This window comes from Actinoplanes sichuanensis (assembly GCF_033097365.1).
Taxonomy (GTDB): Bacteria; Actinomycetota; Actinomycetes; order Mycobacteriales; family Micromonosporaceae; genus Actinoplanes; species Actinoplanes sichuanensis.
In genome coordinates, this window is record NZ_AP028461.1 from 6717838 (window position 1) to 6741021 (window position 23184).

A 23184-nucleotide genomic window follows, 5' to 3' on the forward strand; every position below is an offset into this window, starting at 1 on the left:
GGAGGGTGGGGACGGTGGCGGCCGTCCCCACCCGTGGAACGGGTCAGCTCAGCGTGAGCGTGAGCGTCGCCGTGTAGGTGCCGGCGAGCTGCAGCCCGGGCACCGTGAGAGCCAGCTCGGCCGAGGCGTCGAAGGAACCACCGGTGCCGGCGGTGTTCTCCGGGCCCTTGCAGAGCGTTGCGGCGTTGACCTTCTCCCCGGCGGCGCCGGCGGTCGCGGTCACGAGGTTGGTGGCCCCGGGATGCGCGACGCAGGCGGGCGTCCAGGTGAGGGCGTCGGCCGGGATGGTGCCGGCCGGTACCCCGGTGAAGTCGGTGACCTCGGCGGTCAGGTCCCACCCGAAGGTGCTGCCGCGGTAGTCGGTCACGTTGATCACCGGCAGGTCGGCGGTGGCGGTCTGCGCCGTGCCGTTGAGGGTCACCCCGTCGAACGTGATGGCGCTGGATCCGGCCCCGCGGGACTGGGCGAGCGAGCCCCCGGTCACGGTCTGCGACAGCTCGTAGGTGAGGTCACACTCCCCGTCGACGTTGCCGGTCGCGGCGATGCAGGAGTCCGCTGACGGAACCCATGCGGCGAGCGCGAAGAGCTGTCCCGACGACGCGCCGATCCAGGCGGTCGCGGGGTCGTTGACGGTGAACGAGGCGGTGATCCCGCCGGTCGCCGTCGCGGTGGTGGTGACCGCCGCGTCGGAGGTGGCCGGAGGCGGCGGCGCCCCGGTGAGCGCCTTGTATCCGCCGACCGTGACCGTGCCGCCCGGGTTGAAGCCGGTGCCCTTGACGGTGACGACCGTGCCGGCGCCGCCGCCCGTGGGCGTGATGGTGATCGCCGGCGTGCCGAGGATCGTGATGGATACGAGAACGGTGTTGGTGCCGTCGGTGACCGCCACCGCCCGGGCGCCCGTCACGGCGCCCGCCGGAACCTGGATCGACCCGGTGCCGGCGCCGGTCGCGCCGGTCGTGCCGGTGCCGCTGCCGTCACCCGTACCGCCACCGGAGGTGTCCGTCAGCGTCGCGGTGAGCGACGCGTTCGGGGCGAGCCCGGTGACCGCGAAGTTGATCGTGTTGCCGGCCCGGGCGGCGGTGACGCCGGTCTGGCCGGTGATGGAGGTGATCGTCGCGCCACCGTCGAAGACGGTGACCGGCTGGACGATGGTGGTGTCGGCGGGGGCCGCCTTGTGGTCCCGGTCGCCGGCCGCCGAGCAGTAGGTGGACGCCGTGGAGTTGGCGAACTTGACCTGCTTGACGGTGAGGCTCAGGGAACCGGCCGAGCCGGCGACGAACGACCCGGTGGCGGTGAAACCACCGAGCTTCGCGGCCGCGGCGACCGCGGTGGACGGGTAGTTCGCCTGGTTGAGCGTCACCGTGCCGGTCTGGGATCCGGAGATCCCGACGGTCACGGCCACCGGCACCGAACCGGCGGTGAGCGGAACCGGGCCGTTGGTGGACCCCTCCGCGGCGGTGAACGACACGGTCACCGTCTGGCCCGGCTTCGGCGTGGCCGGAGTCTGGGTCAGGGTGAACGTGTCCGCCCACGTGGTCGGGGAGGAGCCGGTGCCGGCGTCGCTGAAGTAGATCCGGCACCCGAGGGAATCGGCGGTCGGACCGTACGCGACGGCGGGCGCCTGGACGACTGTGACGCCGGCCAGCACGACTGCCGCCGCGATCAGGACCTTACGAACTGTGGGTTTCATGGTTGGTGCCGCGTCCCCTCTCTCGGATGGGTGCATCCCCGCCGCCGGGCGACGGTGATGTTCTAGCGCGCGGTACGCATCCAGTCTCCTCTCCGTTTCCCTAGTGGAAACGGCGTTTTCTTTCTGCGTGGGATCTATAAACTCAGTCCGCAACACTCATGTCAACCCACCGACCAGCCTTTTCCCGCCCTGCGATACAGCGTTTCCAGTTTTCGCAGGCTGGCGAGTCAGGCCTGAAACACCGCGGAAACCGGTCCACCCGACGCCAGCGCCCGGACCGCTGTGGACAGTGCCGCGACCGCATCGACGGGCATCGCACGACCGGCGTTGCCGGTGAACTTCCGGTCCACCTCGGCCGCGCTCAACGGATGGCCCGGACCGCCGCGCGAACTGTCCACCCGGTGCTCCAGCACCGCCCCCGACCTGGTCCGCACCCGTAACACCCCGGCGAACGCACGCGGGAACGCCGCGGTGGCCGCCGGGTCGGCGTACATCCGCACCTTCGCCGCCAGCTCCAGCCGACGTGGATCCAGCTCGGCGAAGTCGTCCAGGCCGACACCCAGCCCGCCGCCGCCGGTCAGGGCCACCGCGAGCGTGTACGGGCCGGAGAACTTCGCGTGGTAGCCGGTACGCGGCCGGGCCTTGTCGGCGGCCGGCTCGGCGATCGTCCGCAACACCGGCTCGGCGACGCCGAGCTCGGCGCTCTCCACATCGTCCGGATCCAGACCGGCGGCGCGCAGGGCCAGGGCGCAGTCGATCCCGGCGTGGGTGAAATGATTCGAGGGGTACGGCTTGAACACCGTCCGCAGCAACTCCCACCGCTCCCCCAGCCCGTCCGTGACGGCCTCCGGGGTGAACCGGCCGGTGTGCGCCGTGAAGAACCCGAAGCGGCCCTCCAGCACGGTCGGCGGCCCGGTCAGCCCCTCGGCCGCCAGGGTCGCCGCGACCACGCCGCCGTGTGCCGCCCAGCCGCAGTGGGCGCGTTTCACCGATCCGCCGGTCCGGTTCGCCTCCAGCACACCGGCGCCCATCGAGGCGGCGATCCCGATGGTGTCGGCGATCCGCTGGGCGTCCAGGTCGTACAGCCGGGCCACGGCCACCGCGGCGCCGATCGTGCCGCAGATCGAGGTGGCGTGCTGACCGCGTTCGAAGTACAGGTTCGCGCCGGTGTCCGGGTCGCAGCCGGCCATGCCGAGCCGGTTCGTCACCTCGATGCCGGCCGCGATCGCGGCGATCAGGTCACCCGGCGCGCCCGCCTCGGCCGCGGCCAGGGCGGCCGGCACCACCGACGCGCTCGGGTGCAGCACCGACGGCAGGTGCGTGTCGTCGTAGTCCAGCGAGTGCGCGAGCACCCCGTTCACGAACGCGGCGTTCGGCGCCGGCAACCGGTCCCGGTAGCCGAGCACGGTCGCCTCCGGCACGCCGGCCCAGCGTCTCATCGCGGCGAGTGCCGCGGGTGCGGCGTCGGCGTCCTTCTCGGCGTACGCCGCCAGGCTGTTCCCGAGCACGTCGAGGATCCGGGTCGGCACGTCCGCACGGACCTGCTCCGGAGGGTCGACCTTCGCCGCGAACCCGCCCAGGATCCGCGCGAGAGACTCAGTCATCGGGCATGCCCTCCCGACCCTCGCCCGCGACGCGGCGGTCCGGCGTGGCCGATTGCCGCTCGGTGCAGTCGGTCACGCCGTGGACCACCGCCAGCGGGCGCACCGGTGAACCGGTCGCGCCGACCAGCCTCAGCGGCGCGAGGATGAACTGGAACTCGGTCACACCCGCGTCGGCCAGGCCGGACAGCAGCATCGTCTCGACGATGTTGACACCCGCCTCGACCAGCAGGATCCGGTGCACCGGCAGACTCGCGTGCCCGGCTCCCGGGGCGATCCGCTCATACGCGATCGTCTCCGCCCCGGTCACCGCGACCCCGCGCTTCACCAGCCAGCGCGCCGCCGCCTCACCGGGACCGGGGACCCCGTCGACCGTACCGAGAAAGGAATCTCCGTCGCCGAACCGCCGTGACCAGCCGGTCCCGATGAGCACCGCATCGCCGTGGTTGATCTCGAGGTCGCCCGCGGCGGCCGTGAGATCGTCCGGCGTCACCTCGTAGCCGGGCGGCAGCACCTCGACACCGTGGACCTTCGCCACGTCGAGGAAGACGCCGCGGCCGACGAACGGCGCGAACTCGTCGATGCCGAGCCGGGCGAAGCCGGCGTCCGACTGCACGTCGGCGGCGACCACCCCGCCGTGCAGCAGGCCGTCCTGCGAGACGTGCGCCAGCGCGTCGACGTGCGTGCCGACGTGCGTGCCCATCACCAGGATGTCGTTCGCGGCCGACCCGCCGCCCGCCCGCACCATGTCACCGTGCCGCCGGACCAGCGAGTGTGTGTACGCCGGATGGTTCGGCGACTGTGGCATACCCCGGCGCATCGGTTGCGCCAGATCGAATACCTTCATGGTTCAGATGACTCCTTCGGCCCTCAGTGCCGCCCGCTGGAGTTCGTCGTAACCGAGGCCGGCGAGCACATCGTCGGTGTCCGCCCCGCGCGGCCGGCCGGTCCAGCGGATCGAGCCGGGCGTCTGCGACAGGCGGTACAGCGGGCCGGGCATGCGCACCGGCCCGAGTGTCGGATCGTGCGCGGTCGTCACCGAGTCGCGCGCGATGAACTGCGGGTCGGTGAAGACGTCCGCGATGTCGTAGACCGGGCCGATCGCGGCCTGCGCCTTCTCGAACTCGTCGGTCACCGTCTTCGCGTCCCGGGCGGCGATCCAGCCGCCGACCGCCTCATCCAGGACGTCGGCGTGCTCGGCCCGGCCCACCCCGGTGGCGAACCACGGCTCGTCGATCAGCTCCGGACGGCCGACCAGATGCATCACGCGTTCGGCGATGGCCTGGGCGCTCGTCGAGATGGCCAGCCAGCGGCCGTCCGCGGTCCGGTAGGTGTTGCGCGGGGCGTTGTTGACGGAACGGTTACCGGTCCGGCGTTGCACCCGGCCCAGCTGGTCGTAGACCATCGCCTGCATGCCGAGGACGGTGAGCATCGGCTCGACGATGGCGAGGTCGATGACCTGGCCCGGCTGGTCGTGGACGTCCCGGTCGTACAGCGCCGTCATGATCGCCTGGGCGGTGGTGATCGCGGCGATGCCGTCGGCCAGACCGAACGGGGGCAGGGTCGGCGGGCCGTCCGGCTCGCCGGTGATGGCGGCGAAGCCGCTCATCGCCTCGGCGAGGGTGCCGAAGCCGGGCCGGTTCTTATACGGCCCGAATTGTCCGTACGTGGTGACGCGGGCGATGATCAGCTTGGGGTTGATCCGGTGGAGCTCGTCCGGCGCCAGACCCCAGCGCTCCAGGGTGCCGGGGCGGAAGTTCTCGATCAGCACATCCGCCCGATTCAGCGCTTTTTTCAGGACTTCTGCGCCTTTTTCGTGGCCTAGATTGAGATTCACTGTGCGCTTGTTGCGGCCCAGCATCGTCCACCAAAGCGGGACCCCGTCCTTCGACGGCCCGTGGCCGCGCGCCGGGTCGCCCTTGCCGGGGTGCTCGATCTTGGTCACGTCGGCCCCGTAGTCGCCGAGGATCGTCGCGGCCAGGGGTCCGGCGAACAGGGTCGACGCGTCGATGACACGTACTCCCTCAAGGGGGCTGCGCATGCCACACCCTAACCGCTCTGTTCCATTAAGGGAAACCTCGTTACTGTGTGCGAAACAGTTGGTGCGCACGGAGGTCGCCTGATGAGCCGTTACGATCTGCTGGTACGCGGAGGCACCCTGGTCGTGCCCTACCTGGGAACGATCCGGGCCGACCTGGCCACCAAGGACGGCAAGGTCGCCGCGATCGCCCTGTCTCTCGACGAATCCGACGCCGCGCAGGTCGTCGACGCCACCGGCAAGCTGGTCTTCCCCGGCGCCGTCGATGCCCACTTCCACCTGGGCATCTACCGCCCGCTGGCGGTCGACGCGGCCGAGGAGACCCGGTCGTCACTGGTCGGCGGCGCGACCACGGTGCTGTCCTACTTCCGGACCGGGCAGCACTACCTGAACAAGACCGGTGCGTACGCCGACATCTTCCCCGAGGTCCTCGACTCGGTCGCGGGGCACGCGTGGACCGACTACGGCTTCCACCTGGCGCCGATGGACACCGCCCAGGTCGGTGAGGTGTCATCGCTGGTCGAGCAGAGCGGCGTCAGCAGCTTCAAGTACTACATGTTCTACAAGGGCTTCAACCTCTCGGCGAACTCCCGGGACGCGAAGGCCTTCACCATGAGCGACGAGTACGACCTGGGCCACCTCTACCAACTGATGGAGGCGGTCGCCGCCGCCAACGGCTCCGCCGACCGCCGCGTCTCCCTGTCGCTGCACTGCGAGCAGGCCGAACTGATGCGCCTGTTCATCGACCGGGTCCGGAAGAACGGCGACCCGCAGACCCTGAAGGCGTACTCCGACGCCCGCCCGCCGCTGACCGAACGTGTCGCCATCGGCGAGGCCACCACCCTGGCCCGGGCCACCGACTGCGCCATCAACCTGCTGCACCTGTCATCCGGCGAGGCCCTGGCCGCCGCGCGCGAGGCCCGGGCCGCGATGCCCGAGGTCGACATGCGCTTCGAGGTGACCCTGCACCACCTGTGCCTGACCCACGACGAACTGGACGCGCAGGGCGGCCTCGGCGGCAAGGTGAACCCGCCGATCCGCACCCAGGCCGACACCGAGGCCCTGTGGGCGGGCGTCGTCGACGGCACGGTCGGCTGGGTCGCCTCCGACCACGCGTGCTGCCTGGAGGAGGAGAAGGGCGACGAACTGTGGCCGGCCCTCCCCGGTTTCGGCGGCACCGCCCTCCTCTACCCGATCCTGATCAGCGAGGGCATGCACAAGCGGGGCCTCTCCCCGGCCCGCGTCGCCGAACTGGTGTCGGCGAACCCGGCCCGCGCCTACGGCCTGGACGGCCGCAAGGGCAACCTGCTGGTCGGCTACGACGCCGACCTGACCATCATCGACCCCGACCTGGAGCAGGAGGTGACCACCGACCTGCTGCTGTCCGGCCAGGACCATTGCCCCTTCGAGGGCCGAAAGGTACGCGGCTGGCCGGTCGCCACCATCCTGCGGGGCCACCTGGCCTACCAGAACGGCCAGGTCCTGGGCACCCCGCAGGGCACCTTCATCGCCCGCTGACGCCCGGGGCCTGCACCCCGCCCACCTCATCGGGCGGGGTGCAGTCCTCCGATGATCTGCGCCCGGGTCGCGGTGGTGATGGTCGGCGCCGCGGCACCACGGCCACGGCCGCCACGGCGAGGACGAGCACGCCGGCCCCCGGTAGCCACGGCCGGAAAGGGTCCCGCTCCGGCGCCGCGGGTGGGACCGGCTGCGATGCGTCCACCAGGTAGACCCGGCTGCCGACCATGTCGATCAGATAGACCCTGCTGCCCGCGGCGGCTCCGGATGCCAGGTCGAGCGGGCCGGCATCAAGGCTCACCGTTCCGAGATCGGCCACGGTGCGGACCGTTCCATCCGTACGCAGCCCACGTATCGCGTGCCGCGCCTCATCCACCACGTGAACATCGGCCGCCTGGACCGCCACCGAACGCACGTTACCCAGAGCGTCGTCCGGCGGCACCGGGGCAGAGCCGTCGCCGGCGGTCCACCGACCGGGATTCGGTTCGAGAATCGGGGACGACACCTCGCCGCGCATCCGGTAGAGATCCTGCGCGGCGATCCAGAGATCACCCTGACCATCGACGGCAAGACCGTTCGGGGCGACGACCTCGGCGACCACGCGGACCGAACCATCCGAGGTGATCGCGACGACCCGGTTGTTCTCCCGGTCGGACACATAGACAGTGCCGCTCTCGGTCACGGCCAGCCCGCGCGGGAATCGCATCGGACGGTCGAGCACATCCCGCCCGGTGGCGGAGTCCAGGCTCAGCGAGATCGTTCCGTCCGTCGCCAGCGCGTAGACCCGGAACGCGGGTCCATCCGCGATGAACAGCGTTCCGTCGCTGCCGATGGCGAGTTCACCGGGGAGCGCCAGCGAGATGGCAGTGCCCCTGGCCCCTGCCGGGATCGGGCCTTCCGTCCCGGTCGGCGACCCGTCCCCCGCGACGGTGCGAATCACCCCATCCGGTGTGACCGCCCGGACTCGATGGTTGGCGGTGTCCGCGATGTAGAGGGTGCCGTCCGGAGCGACGGCCCCTCCGTAAGGTCTGTTGAGCCGTGCGGCCTTCGCCGGTCCACCATCGCCGGAGAAGCCCGGGGTACCGTCACCCACCGCGAGCAGCAACGCTCCGATATCCGGCCTCGCAGCCACCGGCACCGAAACCAGCAGAATCGCCAGCACCGCTGGAACAGCCACGGCAAGGCGTCTCGCTGTCACGACTCTTGTGTACCGCACACGACCGCATACGTCGTTCTTCATCAATCGGTTCGGTGATTGTCCTCTCCCGGCGAGGGCTGACACATGCATCCCGGCAACACCGATCCAGGTGATCTTCTACGCGGCATGATCGCGAACCGGCGATCATCCGATGATCAGATTCGGGCAACCGGCAACGGCGATTGCGGCATTCGCGATTCTGCACATCCGGACGACCGGATCGACCGACTGGCACGTCACCATCGAGCCGGGCGCGATCCGGCGGTTTCGTGAGCACTACGACGTCGGCATCCTCCGCGTCTCGCCGGCACGCCATCGATAGCGTGCCGCATGGAGGAAACGGAGGCTTGGACGTGGTCGAGATTCCGGTGGAGGTTCTCGAGGGTGGCGGGCCGGTGGCCGGTGTCTGTGTGCTGCATGGGCTGCCCGCGGTGGAGGGCATGGACTTCGTGATCAAGTTTCGGCCGGACACGGATGCGCCCGGGAATCAGCCGGATCCGCGGACCGTGCGGGTCCGGGAATGGCCGCTCTGCGCCGCCTGTGCGCGGCGGCGGGTCACCGGGCGGGCGGCCGCCGCCGCGCTGCTGTTCGGTGGGCTCGCGACCATCGTGGTCGCCGCGGTCGTGGTGCGGAGCACCGAGACCGGCAGTCCGCTCGCCGTTCTTCCGTTCCTGGTCGGCTTCGGGGCGGCGACCGTGCTGTGGCCGTGGCCGTACCACTACGGCAGTTGGGAACGGCTCGCCCGGATGCGGATGGGCCCGGACGGCACCACGGTCCACATCGACTCGCCGAACGAGGAATTCCATCGGCAGCTCACCCACCGACTCGGGTGAGGTCGACGGATCGTCAACCGGATCTGAAGTCCAGCCAGAGCCGCGCGAACCGCGTCGTCATCCCGCAAGGCACCCTCATCGGCCGCTGACCCCGGGGCGTGGGCACGGCTCTGCCAGTTCTTCCCGTTCCGCGTCGCTCAGACGCTCCCAGCGCCGCGCGAACTCGCGTACGCCGGCACCGACACCGGCCGCGAATGCATCGGTGTGGCAGACCTCTCGAAGGCCGACCTGCCCGCTCAGCACATCGTCGACCAGCCGGTGAAACTGCTCGTTGTCGCTACGGTCCCGCAGAATTCGCAGGGACCGGCGAAGGTGTCGGGAAAGTGCAACGTCGCCATGGGTGACGTCCAGCGCCGGTTCGTCATCGGGGTGGGACATGTCAAACTCCCGGGTGGTCGTAACTTCGGCCCGGCAATGGTTGCAGTTCCATTCCTTGAAGCGCGCCCAGATAGCCGGCGGATATCCCGGTGAACGCCTGAACCGCGGCCCATGCGGCATCGTGGGCGTCCAGAACCAGGTACCAGAGACGAACGATGTTGGCGATCTGCGACGCGGTGGCTGATCCTCCGACGACGGCGCCGACCCCGGTCCACGACGTCCCCATGGTCGCTGCGGCGGTGACACCGAGGATGATGAGCGCATCCGCGATGTCCTGGCAGAGGCTCTGAACCGCCTGAGCCAGCTCTTCCATGCCCGCCGCGAGAGTCCGGAACTGGCCGGCCGCGCCCTGGATCGAGTCGATCTGCGTGGTGAGCGCGTGGGCGACCTCCGTGAAGTACCTTTCCGCCCGGACCGCAGCGTTGCCGTCCCAGTCGGCAGGTATCAGAGCCGCCGTCCCGTCACCGACGATCTGCGCGAACGATTCGTTGAATTCGGCTAGATTACTGAGCGCATCACCGGCTTTGGCGACCGCTTCCCAGTCGCCAGCGAATTGCTCGGCCACCCAGTCCCACGGGTTGAATCCCCAAATCAGATCCATCAGCTCGCCGGCCCAGTAGGACATGCTGATGTACTGCTTCATTCCGAGAATGTTGTTCACCAGATCGGGAACCGGCGGATCCGCGACCGGTGGAGCAAGGGAATCGACCGGCGCCGTCACAGCGGGCCTCTTCTCGCCGACGGCTGGTATGCCGAATCGATCTCGCCGGCCCCCGCCCCGTCGGTGTCCCGATAGAGGTTCGCGGCCGCCGCCAATTCGCTCGCTGAGAGATCAACGATCATTGCCAGGTGACTGTGGTTGGCCGTCAGCGCCTGCCGGACAGCCTCGGCCGTGCCGGCGACGTGGACGAAGATACCGGTAGATCCACTGTTGACGGTCAGGGCGTCGTTGACGTAGCCAACAGCCCGCTCGGCATCGTTGATCAATTCCTCGAAACGACGACCGAACGTCCGGATTGCCACGTCATCCGCTTTGAAGACCATGCTTTCATCACCTCCAATGACTGGATACGCTGGCCACCCGATTCCGGTTCGACAGAGCGTGAGTGCGGAGGAGGCCTGGGTGTCGGTTGCGGAAATGATCGAGATCCCGACGGAATTCCTGGCGGATGGTGCACGGCTGCCCGATGTTTGCGCCAGGCACGGTTCATCCGCTGCCCAGCGCGCCGACTTCGTGATCAAATCCCGGCCGGATCTCGGTTCTCCCGGCCGGCTGGCGATTCCCGGCTACACCGTGCTGAACCGTGCTGACGATTACGCGAAAAAAGTAAAATTCATCGAAGTCAGCGGATGGCCGCTCTGCGCCCGCTGTGTCCGCCGCCGGGCCGGTGGGCGGCTGGCGGCCGGGATACTGTTCTTCGGTGGCATCGCCGCGATGGTGATCTCCGCGGTCGCCGGGCTGACCTTTGCCGACGGCAACCGGCTGCTGAGCATCCCGTTCATGGCCGGCTTCGTGGAGGCGGCCCTGTTGGCGCCATGGATCTTCGCCTGGTCCGGGCTGGCGCTGACCACCCGGACACAGGCGACACCGGACGGGACTGCGGTCCGGGTCGACGAGCCCGATCCCGAGTTCCGCCGGCAGCTGGACCGGCGTCTCAGTTGAGATCCCGGGTGGCCCGGACCGCGTCGTCCTCCTTGGCCATCTCGTCCTGGCGGGCCGGCTCCTCGCGGAGGATGGCGGCGTTCAGCCACTCGTCCGGGATGGCGAAGGCGTCGACCAGGGTGCGCATGTGCGGGCGCAACTCGCGGAGCAGGTCGTTGATGACGGCGGTGATGGTCTTGGAGCGGGCCGGGGTCAAGCGGCCGTGTTCCAGGAACCACGCCTTGTCCGCCTCGATCGTGGTCAGCGCGTAGAGGTCGCACACCTTCGACAGCAGTTCCCGGGCCGAGGGGTCGGTGGCGCGTTCGATGCCGGCGACGAAGGCTTCCAGGGTGATCCGGTCGATGTGCGCGGTCGCGGTGGCCAGCACGTGGTCCTGGACGTCGTTGAAGATGTCGAACGGACGGTCCTTCTTGGTGGTGGCGCCACCGCGCAGGCGGCGGATCACCCCTTCCAGGATGTGCTTCTCCCGGTCCTCGAAGACGGCCAGATGCCAGCCCCGGTCGGTGACCGCGACCTCCTCGTCGCGACCGGGTACGGCGCTGATCAGCCGCTGGATCAGGGAGCGGGCGGCCGTACGCTCAAGGACCATCTCTCTGACCTGTTCGGCCACGAACGTGGCGCGGCCCCAGCCGTCGAGAGAACCGAAAGCGTCGCGATATCCGGTGAGGAGCCCCTTGGCGACGAGCTGGAGCAGCACCGTGTTGTCGCCCTCGAACGTGGTGAAGACGTCGGTGTCGGCCTTCAGGCCGGGTAGCCGGTTCTCGGCGAGGTAGCCGGCGCCGCCGCACGCCTCCCGGCACATCTGGATGGTGCGGGTGGCGTTCCAGGTCTGCATCGCCTTGAGGCCCGCGGCGCGGGATTCGAGTTCGCGCTGGCGGTGCTCGTCGGGTTCGGTGAGGGCGAAGACCTCCGCCATGGTGGCGGCGAGTTCCTCCTGAGCGAAGGCGTACGCGTACGCCCGAGCCACCGCCGGCAGGAGTTTGCGCTGGTGAGCGAGGTAGTCGTTGAGGGCGATCTCGCGTTCCGCGCCGGGTGCGGTGAACTGGCGGCGGCTCTCGCCGTAGCGGACCGCGATGGTGAGCGCGGTGCGGTTGGCCGCGGAGGCGGCGGCGCCGACGGTGACCCGGCCCCGGACCAGGGTGCCGAGCATGGTGAAGAAGCGGCGGGTGTCGTTCTCGATCGTGCTGGTGTAGGTGCCGTCCTCGGCGACCTGGCCGTACCGGTCGAGGAGCATGTCCCGCGGCACGGTCACGTGGTCGAAGGAGAGCCGCCCGTTGTCGACGCCGAGCAGCCCCGCCTTGGGTCCGGCGTCGCCGATGGTGACGCCGGGCATCGGGTTGCCGTGCCCGTCCCGGATCGGCACCAGCCACGCGTGCACGCCGTACGACCGGCCGCCGGTGACGAGCTGGGCGAAGACGACCGCCATCCGACCGTCGCGGGCCGCGTTGCCGATGTAGTCCTTGCGGGCCGCCTCGTGCGGGGTGTGCAGATCGAAGGTGCCCGTCTCCGGAGAGAAGGTGCAGGTCGTCCGCAGCTGCTGCACGTCCGACCCGTGACCGGTCTCGGTCATCGCGAAGCAGCCCATCAGGTCCGCCGAGATGATGTCCCGCAGATAGGCGTCGTGGTGCCGGGCGGTACCGAGCGCGACGACCGCCCCGCCGAACAGCCCCCACTGCACGCCGGCCTTCACCATCAGCGACAGGTCGACCTGGGCCAGCATCTCGGCGGCGACGGTGGAGCCACCGGGATCGTCCGAGCCGCCGTAGCCGGCCGGGAACGCGGCGGCCACCCCGACCTCGGTGGGTAGCTCGCGGATCAACCGGCTGACCCGCTCCCGGGCGTCGTCACCGGTCTCGCCGGGGACGGTGACGAACTCGGCGCCGAGCCGGTCACGGACGGCCTGCCGGATGTGCGCCCACCGACCGTCGAGGACCTCGGCGAGGGAGGCGGAGACACCATTGATCATGGCGCTATATTACCCACGAGTAACCAAGGTTGAACCCGAGGCTCAGTGATTTCCCCGATGGGCCGATCATGACGGTATGGGCAATTGGTCGGTGCGCTGGAAGATCAGCAGCCTGATCCTGGTGAGTGTGGTGCTGGCGGCGGCACTCGGCGCGACGGCGCTGACCGGCATCGGGCGCCTCGCGCAGAGCTCGGCCGACCAGGACCGGTTCCGGCAGGCCAGCCTCACCCTGGCCCGGCTGGACAGCATGGCCGGCCGGATCAACGGCATGGTCAACGCCAACCTGGGCTTCCCCGACCAGACCAAGACCTTCCTCGACGGCAACATGGAGTACATCAAGCAGGGCGACGCCCAGATGACCGCCCTCCAGGAGATGCCGCTCGGCACCGACGACGCGGCGGCGATCGACGACCTGGAGAAGTCCTGGCACTCCTACACCGACCAGTCGGTCGCCCTGCAGAAGTCACTGACCGCCGCCTCGACCAAAGCCGACCTCTACAAGGGCGGCGAGACGGTCTACAACGTCTACGACGCGTTCTCCAAGGCGCTCGGCGCGGTCATCGAGTCGGTCCAGGCCAAGGCGGAGAGCGCCGCGACCGACCAGAACAAGCTGGTCAGCGAGGTCCGTTGGGTCGTCGGCCTGGCATTGGCGGCGGGTCTGCTACTGCTCGGCCTGTTCGGCTGGTGGATCGGCCGCGGCATCCTCCGGCCGCTCGCCACGGCCGCGGCCGCGCTGCGCCGGGTCGCCGACCGCGACTACACCGTGTACGTGCCGGTGACCGGACGCGACGAGATCGGCCAGATGTCCGAGGCGGTCAACGCGGCGGTCGGCGACATCCGCGAGGCGATCGGCACCATCGCCGGCAACGCGCGCTCGCTCAGTGACGCCTCGGTCCGGCTGACCGCGATCAGCGGCGACGTCAACTCCTCCTCGGAGCAGGCGTCCGGGCAGGCGGGCACCGTCTCCGAGTCGAGCATGCTGGTCAACGACCGGGTGCGGGAGGCCGCACAGGGCGCCGAGCAGATGACCGCGGCGATCCGGGAGATCGCCGGCAACACCAGTCAGGTCGCGCAGATCGCGCAGGGCGCGGTGGAGACCGCCCAGGAGACCACCGCGGCGATGTCCAAACTGTCCACGTCGACCGATGAGATCGGCAACGTGATCAAGCTGATCACCAGCATCGCCGAGCAGACGAACCTGCTCGCTCTGAACGCGACGATCGAGGCCGCCCGGGCCGGCGAGTCCGGCAAGGGGTTCGCGGTGGTGGCGAGCGAGGTCAAGGACCTGGCCCAGAACACCACGCGCGCCACCGAGGACATCGGCCAGCGGATCGAGGCGATCCAGAGCGACACCACACACGCGATCGAGGCGATCGGCCGGATCGCCGACGTGATCAACGAGATCAACCAGTACCAGGCGAGCATCGCGGGCGCCGTCGAGGAGCAGACCGCCACCACCAACGAACTGAGCCGTCTCTTCGACGACGCGGCACACGGCGCGGACTCGATCAACCGCTCGATCGAGCAGGTCGCGGCGACCGCGGCGCAGACCGCGAACGGCGCCACCTCCACCCGCCAGGCCGCCGACGAACTGGCCGGCCTGGCCGCAAGCCTCACCGACGTGGTCGGCCGATTCAAAATCAAGACCTGATCGCGGCGGTACGGCCGGCGCGCCGGGGTGAAAACGCTGGTCACCCCGGGAAGCCATGCTCACATGCCGTCGCCGGACCACTCGCCGCGGGACCGGGAGCGCACCGGCAGCGACGACAGGATCGGGTGGATGTGCCCGTCATGCTCGTCGTAGTTCTCCGCGTGCCCGCCGAACTTGACCCATTCCTCGGTGGTGTACCAGTTGGTCAGCTCACCATCCGACCGCAGGATCCAGTCGATCTCGGTCTCCGCGACGAAGTGGCCGTGTTTGACCCGGGCCGGCCGGAAGCAGTACGTACCCTCGTCGATGTCCCCGAAGTTGTAGGCCATCTTCCCGGCGAGCGTGTAGAACTCCTCGTAACACGGGTGGTGGGCGAGCCGGTGGTCGGTCCAGCCCTTCGGCGCCCGGATCAGCCGGGTGTAGAAGCCGGTCTTCGGGTCGCGGTGCAGCAGCTTGATGTAGAGCGGGGTAAGCGGCCCGACCGACGGCGCCTCGGTCCACTCCATCTTCTCGGCGTCCATCACGGTGACGCCCTCGGTGGACTCCGGCGACGCCGCGGCCGACGCCTCACCGAGATCGGTGAACGGGTCGAAACCGCAGTCCCCATATTCCCGCCAGTGCAGCACCCGGGAGCCCTCGCGGATCTTCAGCCAGTCCATCGCCGTGCCCTTGGGGACCTGCACGTACCCGCCGGCGCCCAGCTCCTGCCCGCCGTACAGCATGGAGCCCTCGACCACGTAGAACTCGGTGTCGGCGTGCACGATGCCGGCGCTGCGTCCCCAGTCGGCGGTGGCGTGCAGGGACAGCGACGACGAGCCGTCCTCCTCGTCGGTGGAGAGCCGCCGTTCCAGGATCTTCCCCTCGCCGTACGGCAGCTCGCCGGTGTGGAAGATGTAGTCGTCTTCGTGGATCAGCTCCACATGTGCCCTCACGGCGTACTCCTCAGCTCGCGTGTAGACCTTTTAGCTCGCGTTTCAGGATCTTTCCGGCGGCGTTGCGGGGCAGCGCCGGTACGGTGCGGTACTGCTTGGGGACCTTGAACCCGGCCAGCCGTGCACGCAGGTAGGACTCAAGGACATCGGCGGCCACCGGGGTGCGCCCGACCCAGTAGGCGACGACCCGCTCGCCCCACTGCTCGTCCGGTTCGCCGACGACCGCGCACTCGACGACCGCGGGGTGGGTGAGCAGCACCTCCTCGACGTCGCGGGGGTAGACGTTCACGCCGCCGGTGATGATCACGTCCTTGACCCGGTCGACGATGGAGATGAACCCCTCGTCGTCCCGGATCACGATGTCGCCCGAGGTGAGGAAGCCGTCGGCGGTGGTGCAGGCGGCGGTCGCGGCCGGGTTCCCGTGGTAGCCGTTCATCAGGTACGGCGAGCGGCTGTACAGCTCCCCCGGTTGTCCCGGCTCGACCGGGGAACCGTCCGGGCCGACCACCCGAACCTGGGTGCCGAACCACGGGTGGCCCACGGTGCCGGCCTTGCGCCGGGCGTCCGGCGGCCGCAGGTTGCTGATCACGCCCGCCTCGGTGGAGCCGTAGAGTTCGTGCACGCCCACGCCGGGGAACGCCTCGAACACCCACTCCTTGAGCACCTTGGGCAGGGCGGCCGCGTTGAAGTAGAGGGTGTCCAGGCTCGGCAGCGACGGCACCTCGTCGAACGCCTGCCGGATCAGCTGCGCGTGGGTGGGGACCAGGAAGACCGACTGGGCGCCGTCGCGCTGGATCATGTCGAGCAGCGCGTCCGGTTGGAACGAGCGCAGCATGCTGACCGTCGCTCCGCAGTAGACGGCCGCGTAGGCGAAGGCGAACCCGGCCCCGTGGTACATCGGCGCGACCGCGATGGTCCGGCGGCCGGGGCCGATGCCCCATTCGAGGGCGGTGGCGTAGAAGGTCAGCGACCGGGAGCGGTGCGAGATCAGCACGCCTTTCGGGTCGCCGGTGGTCCCGGCGGTGTAGGCGATGCAGAACGGGTCCCGTTCGTCGACCGCGATCCACGGGTCGACGGCCCGCGAGTCGTCGAGCCACTTCTCGTATTCGGGTCCGATCGTGACGACCCGGCCGGGGAACTCCGGGGGGATCGCGCCGGTCAGTGCCGGGTCGACGATCAGCGCCCGCGACCCCGAATGCGCCAGGATGAACTCCACCTCGGGCGCGGTGAGCCGCGGGTTGACCGGGACCAGCACCAGTCCCGCTTTGGCGAGGCCGGCCGCGATCTCCGGATACTCCATCCGGTTGCCGCAGAGCAGGGCCACCCGGTCGCTGTCGGCGAAGCCCATCGCGAGCAGTGCGCAGGCCAGTCGCGAGGACCGTTCGTCGAGCGCGCCGTATCTCAGCTCACGGTCGCCGTCACGCACCGCGACCACGTCCGGGGTGGCCCGGCCGAACTCGCGAACACCACCAGCGATCGTCAGATCAGCACCACCGGGCCGCAACATACGCTGAATGGAAACACCGTTTCCATTGGCCGCGCAAGACCTAGCGGATGAAGTCTCCGGCGCGGCCCAACTGGGCGGGAACCGCGTCCAGACCCAGCTGTCCGCCGATCCACGTGCCCACGGTGGCGGCGGCCGGCACGTCCACGCCGGTCTTCACGGCCGAGCCGTTCAGCAGGTAGGCGAGGTCCTCGGTGGCGATGTTCCCGGTGGCCGCCGGCGCGAACGGGCACCCGCCGATCCCACCCAGACTCGCGTCCAGCGCGACGAAGCCCTCGCCGACCGCGGCGACCGCGTTGGCGTACCCGGTGTTGCGGGTGTTGTGGAAGTGAGCGCGCAGCGGAACGCCCGCGGCGACCGACCGGACCTCCCCCGCCAGCTCGGTGACCTGCCCCGGAACGCCGACGCCGATGGTGTCGGCCAGGCAGATCTCATCAAGTGGGCCGGCATCCTCGACGATCGTCCGCACGAAAGCGGGCGAAACCGCCCCGCTGAACGGGCATCCGAAGGCCGCCGCGACCGTCAAAGTCACGAAAAAACCGGCATCGCGGGCGCGCGCGGCGACGTCCCGGAAGGCCGCCAGCGAAGCAGCCGTAGACATCCCCTGGTTGCGCCGGGAAAACTCGTCGCTAGCGACAACTACATAGTTGATCTCGTCAGGCCGCTTGTCGTCGAGCACGAGCGCCCGGTCCAGCCCGCGCCCGTTCAACACCAGCGCGACATACCGGACGTCCGGCAGCCGTGGCACGGACCGCAGGACGTCCTCCGCGTCGGCCATCTGCGGCACCCGGTCGGGCCGGGCGAAGGCGGCCACCTCGATCCGCCGCAAGCCGGCCGCGATGGCCCGCGACACGTAGTCGACCTTGACCGAGGTGGGCAGCACCCGCTTCTCGTTCTGCAGCCCGTCCCGCGGTCCGACCTCGACGATCTCCACGCCGACACCCCTTTGTTCCATCTAGCGAAACGTCGTTTCCCGAGTATAGGGTGGCGACGTGACCGCGCCACTGTCTGACATTCGCGTCCTGGAAACCGGAACCCTGCTCGCCGGCCCGTTCTGCGGGCAGCTCCTCGGCGACTTCGGGGCCGAAGTGATCAAGCTGGAAGACCCCGGCAAGGGCGACCCGATGCGCCAGTGGGGGCGGGAGAAACCGCACGGCCAGTCGCTGTGGTGGCCGGTGGTGGCCCGCAACAAGAAGTCGGTCACCTGCAACCTGCGCACCGCGGAGGGCCAGGCCCTGGTCCGCCGGCTGGTCGAGAAGGCCGACATCCTCCTGGAGAACTTCCGGCCCGGCACCCTCGAGCGCTGGGGGCTCTCCTACGAGGAGCTTTCCCAGATCAACCCCAGGCTCATTCTGGTACGGGTGACCGGTTACGGACAGACCGGCCCCTACTCCCCGCGCGCCGGGTTCGGGTCGATCGGCGAGGCCATGGGCGGTCTGCGGTACGTGACCGGCGAGGCCGACCGGGCCCCGTCCCGCTCCGGCATCTCGATCGGTGATTCGCTCGCCGCGACGTACGCCGCGTTCGGCACCCTGGCCGCCCTGCACGCCCGGGAACGCACCGGCCGTGGCCAGATCGTCGACTCGGCGATCTACGAGGCGGTGCTGGCCATGATGGAGTCGCTGATCCCGGAGTGGGGCATCGCCGGCTACCGCCGCGAGCGCACCGGCCCGATCCTGCCGAACGTCGCCCCGAGCAACGTCTACCCGACCGCCGACGGCTCGGACGTGCTGATCGCCGCCAACCAGGACACCGTGTTCCGCCGCCTCGCCGACGTGATGGAGCGCCCCGACCTGCCGGCCGACGCCCGCTACGCCACCCACGGCGCGCGAGGCGAGAACCAGGCGGAACTCGACGACATCATCGCCGCCTGGACCCGTACGGTCCCGTCCACGAAACTGCTGTCGCTGCTGCACGACGCCGGTGTGCCGGCCGGCGGCATCTACACGGCCGAGGACATCATCGCCGACCCGCACGTCCAGGCCCGCGAAGCCGTGATCACCGTCGACCACCCGGAGTTGGGCCCGGTCCCGATGCAGAACGTGGCCCCGCGACTGTCCGGCACACCGGGCGAGGTGAAGTGGGCGGGCCCGAGCCTCGGCTCCCACAACGAGGAGGTCTACCAGGGTCTTCTGGGCCTCTCCGCGGAAGACCTGACCGACCTGCACGCCCGCGGGATCATCTGACCGATGGCCGATCTCGCCGACGACTACGCGAGCGCCGGTTTCGCCAGGCGTCTCGGTTGGGGAATCCGTCCCGCGGTGCTCCTGATCGACCCGGCCCTGGCCTACACCGACCCGGACTCGCCGCTGTTCCTCCGAACCGGTCAGGCCGCCGCCGACACCATGGCCGAACTGGCCGACGCCGCCCGAGCCGCCGGCATCCCGGTGGTGTGGACCACGGTCCGGTTCGCCGACGAGTCCTGCTCCGAGGCTCCGCTGTTCGCGGCGAAGGTCCCGGCCCTGAAGGTCTTCGCCGCCGGCAACCGGTGGGGCGGCTTCGCCCCACCGCTGGCCCCGGCCCCGGGTGAACAGGTGATCGTGAAGCACTACGCGAGCGCCTTCGCCGGAACCTCCCTGGCCGCGTGGCTCGCGTCGCACTCGATCGACACCGTGGTGATCGGCGGCTACTCCACCTCGGGTTGCGTCCGGGCCTCGGCTTTGGACGCCCTGCAGAACGGCTTCCGCCCGATGGTCGTCCAGGACGCCTGCGCCGACCGGGACGGCGGCCCCCACGAGAACAACCTCTTCGACCTGAACGCGAAATACGCCGACGTGACCACCCTGGCCGAGGCCCTGAACCACCTGGTGTGGTCAGAGGAGCCAGCCGTGGTCGAAGGCCAGGCGGACGGCTTCGGCTCGGGTCCGGGCTCCGGTCTTGCCGATCGCTGAGGACAGGTGGTTGCGGACGGTTCCGTCGGAGAGGCGCAGTTCGCGGGAGATGTCGGCGACCGTTCCGCCGTCGCGGGCGGCTCGGAGGACGTCGGTTTCGCGTTCGGTCAGCGGGGAGTCGCCGTGGGCCAGGCTCTGCGCGGCCAAGGCCGGGTCGACCACGCGGAGTCCCTGGTGGACCCGGCGGACGGCGTCGGCGAGTTGCCGGGCCGGGGTGTCCTTGACGACGAAACCGCCGGCGCCGGCGGCCATCGCCTGCCGCAGATATCCGGCCCGGCCGAACGTCGTTACCATCAGCACCCGGCACCCGGGCAGTGCCTCGGTGAGCCGCCGGGCCGCGGCGATGCCGTCGAGGCCGGGCATCTGCACGTCCAGCAGGGCCACGTCGGCGGAGTGTTCGCGGGCGGCGTCGACCACCTCGTCGCCGCGTCCGACCTCGGCCACGACGGTCAGATCGGGCTCGAGGTCGAGCAGGGCGGCCATCGCCCCGCGAACCAGCGCCTGATCGTCGGCGAGCAGCAACCTGATCACGAGGGGGCCTCCATTCGTACCCGGAAGCCCTGCTCTCCCGGACGGCTTCCGGCGGTGAGCCGGGCGCCCACCTGGTCGGCCCGCCTGCGCAGGCCGGCCAGGCCCTGACCGGAGCCGGAGTCGGACTCCGGATCGGCGTCGGCACCCCGGCCGTCGTCGATGATCTCGACGCTGTCCGGGCGGAGCAGGACCGTGGCGTGCCGGGCCCGGCTGTGGCGGACGATGTTGGTGACCGCCTCCCGGATGGTCCAGGCGAACAGCTCCCGGTTGCGGGTGGGCACCTCGTCGGCAGCGCCCGGCAGGTCGGCCCGCACGTCGGCGGCGGCGAGCGCGGCCTTCGCGGCGGCGATCTCACCCGGCAGGGAGATGCCGCGGACGTTGAGGGCGGTGGCCCGCACGTCGGCGAGCGCGTCGCGGGCCAGCGACTCCAGATCGCTGAGTTCGTGGCGGGCCCGTTCCAGGTCGACGTCGAGGAGGCGCTGGGCGAGTTCGGCCTTGACCGCGACGACGGTCAGCGAGTGGCCGAGGATGTCGTGGAGTTCGGCGGCGATGCGGGCCCGTTCGCCGGTGACCGCGAGGTCGGCGATCTCCTGTCGGGCGTGGATCAGCCGGATCTGCCGGTCGAAGGCGAGCCGGATGCCTCCGGTGGCGGCACCGGCGAAGACCACGGCGAGAGCGTATCCCTGACCGCCCGCGTTCCAGCCGGGCACGAGGCGGATGGCCAGTTCGACGGCGACGGCCAGGCCGATCGCCACCGGGATGCCCTGCCGCAACGGAAGTCCCATCACCGCGGCCGCCGCGATGTAGACGCCGCAGACCAGCGTGTGGTGTCCGGCCGCGGGCACCTGGAGTGCGGCCAGGCCGAGCAGGATCAGCAGCCCGATCCAGATGCGCGGCCCGGCCCGCCGGGCCGGTTGGATCCGGGTGGCGACCCGGATCGCCGCGGTGAGCACCAGGAACGCGACCACGAACAGGCCGAGGGCGGCCAGGCCGATGTCCCGCCACAGTCCGGGCCGGGCACCGAGCAGGGCGGTCAGGTTCTCCCCGAGGTAGAACAGCCAGATCGCGGCGAACACCCAGCCGTGGCGGAAGCCACGGCCCGGTGGACCGAGTACTGACGGTGTCATGTTCCGAACCGTACCGGCGGCCGGGTTCAGACCCGGGCGGTGTCGCGGCGGAACCGCCACATCGCGCCGGCTGAGAAGACCGCCGTCCAGACGGCGACGTTGAGGACGGCCTGCCACACGTCGCCGCTGTGGGTGAGCGGGTAGCGGGCCAGCTCGCCGACGCCGTAGACCGGGGTGAACTTGGCGATCGTGGCGAAGGTGCTGCCGAGCTGGTCGGCCGGGACGAACAGGCCTCCGGCGAAGGACAGCACGGCGAGCACCGGGCCGAGGATCTGCATCACGTTCTCACTGGGCAGCAGGTAGCCCATGAACAGGCCGAACGCGGCGAACACGAGTGCGCAGGCCCAGGACAGCAGGGCGCAGCCGATCCAGGCGCCGACCGGCATGTCGGCGCCGGCGAACGCGCCGACGATGTTGACCACGACCACCGAGACGGCGCCGATCACCATCGCGATGACGATCTTGACGGCGATGTACGCGGCCGGTTTGAGCGGAGTGAGCCGCAGCTGCCGGCTCCATCCGGCGGCCCGTTCGATCGACACCATGGCGCCGCCCGAGGTGGTGGCCAGCATCGCGCCGTAGACGGCCATGCTGGCCAGCACGAGCGCGGTGACGTTGCCGTCCCCGACCCGCTCGGTCCGGTAGTCGGCGCTGCTGCCGAAGAGCAGGAAGAACGCGGCCGGCATGACCAGCGTGAAGATCACCGTGCGCTTGTTGCGGAGGAGCCGGCGCAGTTCAAGGCCGATCATTCCGGGGCTGAAGCCGCCGAGGCGGGGCAGGGTGGTGGTGGTCATGCGGCGTCCTCGGAGGTGAGGGCGAGGAACGCGTCCTCGAGGTTGCGGGAGGTGATCTCCAGGTCCCGGGCGTCGGTCCGGGTGAGCAGGTGCCGGGCGATGGCGTCGGAGTCACGCCCGGACAGGTGGACGGTGTCGCCGCGGACCTCGGACGACTCGACACCGGGCACCCGGGACCAGTCGACGAGCGCGGCGCCGGCCATGGTGGCGCGGACGGTACGGCCGGCGGCGAGGGCTTTCACCTCGGCCGCGGTGCCGTCGGCGACGATCTTGCCGCGGCGCACGAGGACGATGCGGTCCGCGTACGCGTCGGCCTCCTCCAGATAGTGGGTGGCGAAGATGACGGTCCGTCCGCCCTCCGCGTCCTGGCGGATGGCGTCCCAGAACTCGCGCCGCCCGCCGACGTCCATGCCGGTCGTCGGCTCGTCGAGGATGAGCAGGTCGGGGTCGGGCAGCAGGGCCATGGCGAACCACCGGACTGCATGACCGCGGAGATCCGGCCGAGCGCGACCGCGTCCTGCGGCGGCAGCCCGTAGATCTTCGCGGTCCCGCTGGTCGGTTTGGACAGTCCGAGCAACATGTCGACCGTCGTCGTCTTGCCGGCACCGTTCGGGCCGAGCAGGGCGACCACCTCTCCGGGGCGGATGCGCAGGTCGATTCCGTCCACGGCGGTGACCGTGCCGAATCTCTTGACCACGCCGTCCAGATCCACGGCCGGCTGCCCCGTGCCGGCGGCCGCGGTATCGCTTGAAGCGGTGAGCGTCATGAGGAGATCGTCGCCGTCGATCGGTCCCGGCTCCCCCGCCGTCCGTCACGTTCCGTCCATGACAAACGTCATTGTATCTGCTAGAAATATCTGGCAGATATAA

General features: G+C 70.1%; 22 protein-coding genes and 1 pseudogene. 6 read left to right on the forward strand and 17 right to left on the reverse strand.

Going from position 1 to position 23184, the window contains the following annotated elements:
* Positions 1-43: 43 nt before the first annotated feature.
* The 4 genes from Q0Z83_RS31085 to Q0Z83_RS31100 all read right to left on the reverse strand — a co-directional run bounded on the left by Q0Z83_RS31085 (position 44) and on the right by Q0Z83_RS31100 (position 5332).
* Positions 44-1690 carry a hypothetical protein gene (locus tag Q0Z83_RS31085; protein ID WP_317786793.1) on the reverse strand — a complete coding sequence of 549 codons (1647 nt, stop codon included), beginning with the start codon at positions 1688-1690 and terminating at the stop codon, positions 44-46.
* A gap of 227 nt (positions 1691-1917) precedes the next feature.
* Complete coding sequence (locus Q0Z83_RS31090) at positions 1918-3294, reverse strand: MmgE/PrpD family protein (protein ID WP_317786794.1); 1377 nt, start codon at positions 3292-3294, stop codon at positions 1918-1920.
* Complete coding sequence (locus Q0Z83_RS31095; RefSeq protein WP_317786795.1) at positions 3287-4138, reverse strand: cyclase family protein; 852 nt, start codon at positions 4136-4138, stop codon at positions 3287-3289. The genes Q0Z83_RS31090 and Q0Z83_RS31095 overlap by 8 nt, the downstream gene beginning before the upstream one ends.
* Before the next feature lie 3 nt (positions 4139-4141).
* Positions 4142-5332 carry a CaiB/BaiF CoA transferase family protein gene (locus Q0Z83_RS31100; RefSeq protein ID WP_317786796.1) on the reverse strand — a complete coding sequence of 397 codons (1191 nt, stop codon included), beginning with the start codon at positions 5330-5332 and terminating at the stop codon, positions 4142-4144.
* A gap of 81 nt (positions 5333-5413) precedes the next feature.
* Between Q0Z83_RS31100 and Q0Z83_RS31105 the strand changes: the two genes are divergently transcribed.
* Positions 5414-6847, forward strand: coding sequence for a dihydroorotase (locus Q0Z83_RS31105; RefSeq protein ID WP_317786797.1), 1434 nt, complete (start codon positions 5414-5416; stop codon positions 6845-6847).
* Here the strand turns inward: Q0Z83_RS31105 and Q0Z83_RS31110 are convergent.
* The gene (locus Q0Z83_RS31110; RefSeq protein ID WP_317786798.1) at positions 6834-8024 is read right to left on the reverse strand and encodes an NHL domain-containing protein; all 1191 of its coding nucleotides are present in this window, start codon (positions 8022-8024) and stop codon (positions 6834-6836) included. The two genes, Q0Z83_RS31105 and Q0Z83_RS31110, sit on opposite strands and share 14 nt — an antisense overlap.
* Before the next feature lie 374 nt (positions 8025-8398).
* On the opposite strand from Q0Z83_RS31110, the gene Q0Z83_RS31115 reads away from it, so the two are divergent.
* The gene (locus Q0Z83_RS31115) at positions 8399-8878 is read left to right on the forward strand and encodes a hypothetical protein (RefSeq protein ID WP_317786799.1); all 480 of its coding nucleotides are present in this window, start codon (positions 8399-8401) and stop codon (positions 8876-8878) included.
* A gap of 75 nt (positions 8879-8953) precedes the next feature.
* Here Q0Z83_RS31115 and Q0Z83_RS31120 read toward each other — a convergent pair whose 3' ends face one another.
* The 3 genes from Q0Z83_RS31120 to Q0Z83_RS31130 are packed head-to-tail and all read right to left on the reverse strand — an operon-like array spanning position 8954 to position 10300.
* Positions 8954-9256, reverse strand: coding sequence for a hypothetical protein (locus Q0Z83_RS31120; protein ID WP_317786800.1), 303 nt, complete (start codon positions 9254-9256; stop codon positions 8954-8956).
* A gap of 1 nt (position 9257) precedes the next feature.
* Positions 9258-9977: a hypothetical protein gene (locus tag Q0Z83_RS31125; RefSeq protein WP_317786801.1), complete on the reverse strand. Its 720-nt coding sequence runs from the start codon at positions 9975-9977 to the stop codon at positions 9258-9260.
* Positions 9974-10300, reverse strand: coding sequence for a hypothetical protein (locus Q0Z83_RS31130; protein WP_317786802.1), 327 nt, complete (start codon positions 10298-10300; stop codon positions 9974-9976). The genes Q0Z83_RS31125 and Q0Z83_RS31130 overlap by 4 nt, the downstream gene beginning before the upstream one ends.
* A 79-nt stretch (positions 10301-10379) precedes the next feature.
* Between Q0Z83_RS31130 and Q0Z83_RS31135 the strand changes: the two genes are divergently transcribed.
* Positions 10380-10919, forward strand: coding sequence for a hypothetical protein (locus tag Q0Z83_RS31135; protein ID WP_317786803.1), 540 nt, complete (start codon positions 10380-10382; stop codon positions 10917-10919).
* Here Q0Z83_RS31135 and Q0Z83_RS31140 read toward each other — a convergent pair.
* Positions 10912-12885, reverse strand: coding sequence for an acyl-CoA dehydrogenase family protein (locus Q0Z83_RS31140; protein ID WP_317786804.1), 1974 nt, complete (start codon positions 12883-12885; stop codon positions 10912-10914). The two genes, Q0Z83_RS31135 and Q0Z83_RS31140, sit on opposite strands and share 8 nt — an antisense overlap.
* A gap of 76 nt (positions 12886-12961) precedes the next feature.
* On the opposite strand from Q0Z83_RS31140, the gene Q0Z83_RS31145 reads away from it, so the two are divergent.
* On the forward strand, positions 12962-14536 hold the full coding sequence (locus Q0Z83_RS31145) for a methyl-accepting chemotaxis protein (RefSeq protein WP_317786805.1): 1575 nt from the start codon (positions 12962-12964) through the stop codon (positions 14534-14536).
* Positions 14537-14595: 59 nt separating this feature from the next.
* On the opposite strand, the gene Q0Z83_RS31150 is transcribed toward Q0Z83_RS31145, so the two are convergent.
* Genes Q0Z83_RS31150 through Q0Z83_RS31160 form a run of 3 tightly spaced genes read right to left on the reverse strand, consistent with a single transcriptional unit; the run spans position 14596 to position 17927 of the window.
* Positions 14596-15468 (reverse strand): DUF4437 domain-containing protein, encoded by an 873-nt coding sequence (locus tag Q0Z83_RS31150; RefSeq protein ID WP_317786806.1) that lies wholly within the window; start codon positions 15466-15468, stop codon positions 14596-14598.
* Between the two features lie 10 nt (positions 15469-15478).
* The gene (locus Q0Z83_RS31155; RefSeq protein ID WP_317786807.1) at positions 15479-16975 is read right to left on the reverse strand and encodes a class I adenylate-forming enzyme family protein; all 1497 of its coding nucleotides are present in this window, start codon (positions 16973-16975) and stop codon (positions 15479-15481) included.
* Positions 16976-17015: 40 nt separating this feature from the next.
* The gene (locus Q0Z83_RS31160; RefSeq protein ID WP_317786808.1) at positions 17016-17927 is read right to left on the reverse strand and encodes a hydroxymethylglutaryl-CoA lyase; all 912 of its coding nucleotides are present in this window, start codon (positions 17925-17927) and stop codon (positions 17016-17018) included.
* Between the two features lie 37 nt (positions 17928-17964).
* Here Q0Z83_RS31160 and Q0Z83_RS31165 point away from each other — a divergent pair, with 37 nt between their 5' ends.
* Together Q0Z83_RS31165 and Q0Z83_RS31170 are read left to right on the forward strand one after the other, a co-directional pair.
* Positions 17965-19158, forward strand: coding sequence for a CaiB/BaiF CoA transferase family protein (locus tag Q0Z83_RS31165; RefSeq protein WP_317786809.1), 1194 nt, complete (start codon positions 17965-17967; stop codon positions 19156-19158).
* A gap of 3 nt (positions 19159-19161) precedes the next feature.
* Positions 19162-19863, forward strand: coding sequence for an isochorismatase family protein (locus Q0Z83_RS31170; protein ID WP_317786810.1), 702 nt, complete (start codon positions 19162-19164; stop codon positions 19861-19863).
* Here the strand turns inward: Q0Z83_RS31170 and Q0Z83_RS31175 are convergent.
* The 5 genes and pseudogenes from Q0Z83_RS31175 to Q0Z83_RS56095 all read right to left on the reverse strand — a co-directional run.
* A complete protein-coding gene (locus Q0Z83_RS31175; RefSeq protein ID WP_317786811.1) occupies positions 19786-20394 on the reverse strand; it encodes a response regulator transcription factor in 609 nt (202 codons plus the stop codon). The two genes, Q0Z83_RS31170 and Q0Z83_RS31175, sit on opposite strands and share 78 nt — an antisense overlap.
* Positions 20391-21521 carry a sensor histidine kinase gene (locus tag Q0Z83_RS31180; protein WP_317786812.1) on the reverse strand — a complete coding sequence of 377 codons (1131 nt, stop codon included), beginning with the start codon at positions 21519-21521 and terminating at the stop codon, positions 20391-20393. The genes Q0Z83_RS31175 and Q0Z83_RS31180 overlap by 4 nt, the downstream gene beginning before the upstream one ends.
* A gap of 26 nt (positions 21522-21547) precedes the next feature.
* A complete protein-coding gene (locus tag Q0Z83_RS31185) occupies positions 21548-22315 on the reverse strand; it encodes an ABC transporter permease (RefSeq protein WP_317786813.1) in 768 nt (255 codons plus the stop codon).
* Positions 22312-22779: a DrrA family ABC transporter ATP-binding protein gene (locus Q0Z83_RS56090; RefSeq protein ID WP_317797409.1), complete on the reverse strand. Its 468-nt coding sequence runs from the start codon at positions 22777-22779 to the stop codon at positions 22312-22314. Before Q0Z83_RS56090 ends, Q0Z83_RS31185 begins: the two co-directional genes overlap by 4 nt.
* Positions 22780-22856: 77 nt before the next feature.
* A pseudogene (locus Q0Z83_RS56095) lies at positions 22857-23081 on the reverse strand (ATP-binding cassette domain-containing protein); the annotation flags it as partial.
* Between the last annotated feature and the right edge of the window lie 103 nt (positions 23082-23184).